Source organism: Streptomyces boluensis, assembly GCF_009908195.1.
Classification (GTDB): Bacteria; Actinomycetota; Actinomycetes; order Streptomycetales; family Streptomycetaceae; genus Streptomyces; species Streptomyces boluensis.
The window spans coordinates 1-2,343 of the sequence record NZ_JAAAHS010000635.1 but is presented as its reverse complement, the minus strand read 5'-3'; the positions used below and the strand labels follow the sequence as shown (position 1 = coordinate 2,343).

Genomic DNA, 2,343 nt, shown 5'->3' with positions numbered 1-2,343 from the left:
GCTCCGTACGCGTACGGAGCGGCCCCTCGCCATATGCCGGGATCTGTGCGAAGTCGCCGGTCAGCTCGCTGTGTTGACCATGGAGGCGGCGGCGTACGTCAGGTAGTTCCAGAGGGTGTGCTCGTGTTCCTCGGAGAGGTTCAGCTCCTCGACCGCCACCCGCATGTGCTTCAGCCACGCGTCGTGCGCCGCCTGGTCGACGGTGAACGGGGCGTGCCGCATCCGCAGCCGGGGGTGGCCGCGGTTGTCGCTGTAGGTGCGGGGGCCGCCCCAGTACTGCATCAGGAACAGCGCGAGCCGCTCCTCAGCCGGGCCCAGATCCTCCTCCGGGTACATCGGCTTGAGCAGCGGGTCCTCGGCGACGCCCTGGTAGAAGCGGTGCACCAGGCGCCGGAAGGTCTCCTCGCCACCGACCTGCTCGTAAAACGTCTGTTCCTGAAGCGTGCCGCGCGGAATCTCCATCACCCGTCCATCGTCTCAGACGGGGCGGCCGAGGACCCCAGGCCTAGGACTTCCGGTGAACGGGACAGGGGTCGGAGGCCTCGCTTCCGGGGGGATGTGGCAGCACAGTGGAGGTATGGGTGCCGCGCAGCCGCCAGAACCGCCCGCCGTCGACGCCGCGGAGGCCACCGCGGTGCGGGAGGCGCTGGTGCGGCAGATCGCCGCGGAGGGCGGCTTCGACGGGGATCCGGGCTGGCGGGCGGCGTTCGAGGAGGTGCCGCGGCATCTGTTCGTGCCGTACTACTTCATCGGTACGACCACGGGCTTCGAGCGGTTGTGGGGCGAGGATCCCGACCCCGGCCGGCGGTCCCGCTGGCTGCGCGGCGCTTACGCGGACACGCCACTGGCCACCCGGGTACGCGACGGGGAGCTGATCTCGTCCAGCAGCCAGCCGTCGCTGATGGCACGGATGCTGGTGGAGCTCGGCGTACGGGACGGGGACGCGGTCCTGGAGATCGGCGCGGGCACCGGGTACAACGCGGCGCTCCTCGCGTACCGGCTGGGGGACGAGCTGGTCACCACCGTCGACCTGGATCCGGAGATCACCGAGTCGGCGCGCAGGCACCTGGAGGTGGCGGGGTACCGGCCGACGGTGGTCACCGGGGACGGGGCGCTGGGCTGCGCCGAGCGGGCGCCGTACGACCGGATCATCGCGACCTGCACGTTGACCACCGTGCCGAGGGCCTGGCCGGCGCAGTGCAGCGCAGGGGCGCGGATCCTGGCGCCGCTGGCCACGGGCCTGATCGTCCTGGAGGTACGGGACGGGGAGCACGCGGAGGGGCGGTTCCTGCACACGCCCGCGTACTTCGTGCCGTTGCGCGGCGGCAACCGGGAGGCGGAGTGGGAGCCGTACATCGGCGGCCTGCCCCGGCGGGCGCTGCACAGCGAACTCTTCCGGTTCCTGCTGACGCTGACGCGGGGGGTGCTCGATCCGCACGAGGCGCTGGCGCTGTGGCAGCGCGAGGGGCGGCCGGTGCGGGAGCGGTTCGGGGTCACGGTCAGCGGCCAGGACGTATGGGCCTGGCTGGATGATCCAGCCGGTCCGTACACCTGGCCGCTGCCGTGAACTGCCCCTGATCCGGGCGGTGTTGAGCCCTGGGCTCAGCCGCGCCGGACGGTGATCGTCGTCCAGGCGCCGACGTGCACCCGGTCGCCGTCCTGCAGCGGTACGGGGACGAAGGGCTGGATGGGCTCGTCGCCGCCGTTGACCGTGGTGCCGTTGGTGGAGTTCTGGTCCACCACCGCCCAGCTGCCGTCCGGCTGCTGGACCAGGACCGCGTGCTGGTGCGAGACGCCCGGGTCCTCCGGCGGCACCGACAGGTCGATGTCGGGGGTGTCACCGGTGGAGTGCCGACGGCGGCCGATGGTGAGCTGGTTGCCGACGAGCTGGCGCTGCTGCTCCGGGGAGTACGCGGGCAGGTTGAGGCTGCCGGCCTCGGGGCCGCTGCGGTGCATCATCGCCATGAAGTAATCGCGGTCGGGACCGATGGTCGCCGTCCAGCCCGCGGGCGCCTGGTTCTGACCGGGGAAGCCGCCCTGGTCGGGGAAGCCGCCCTGGTCGGGACCCTGGCCGGGGAAGCCCTGGTCAGGTCCCTGACCCGGGAAGCCCGGTCCGGGCTGGCCGGGGGGCGGGCCCTGGTCCGGGAAGCCGTGGCCCTGCTCCGGGAATCCCTGAGGACCGCCCTGGCCCTGCTCCGGGAATCCCTGAGGACCGCCCTGGCCCTGCTCCGGGAATCCCTGAGGACCGCCCTGGCCCTGCTCCGGGAAACCCTGAGGGCCGCCCTGACCCGGACCGCCGTGGGTCTGGTCGGGGAAGCCGGGCTGCGGCGGGGCCGGGGGTGC

3 protein-coding genes are annotated in these 2,343 nt (G+C 72.6%); 1 reads left to right on the top strand and 2 read right to left on the bottom strand.

The features are described 5' to 3' along the window. Positions 1 to 60 precede the first annotated feature (60 nt). Complete coding sequence (locus tag GUY60_RS36895) at positions 61 to 465, bottom strand: globin (RefSeq protein ID WP_161705869.1); 405 nt, start codon at positions 463 to 465, stop codon at positions 61 to 63. Positions 466 to 577: 112 nt separating this feature from the next. Between GUY60_RS36895 and GUY60_RS36890 the strand changes: the two genes are divergently transcribed. Next, complete coding sequence (locus GUY60_RS36890) at positions 578 to 1,567, top strand: methyltransferase domain-containing protein (protein WP_161705868.1); 990 nt, start codon at positions 578 to 580, stop codon at positions 1,565 to 1,567. Positions 1,568 to 1,602: 35 nt separating this feature from the next. Here GUY60_RS36890 and GUY60_RS36885 read toward each other — a convergent pair. Further along, positions 1,603 to 2,343 (bottom strand): FHA domain-containing protein (locus tag GUY60_RS36885; protein ID WP_187370225.1); only part of this gene is annotated, 741 nt, incomplete at its 5' end.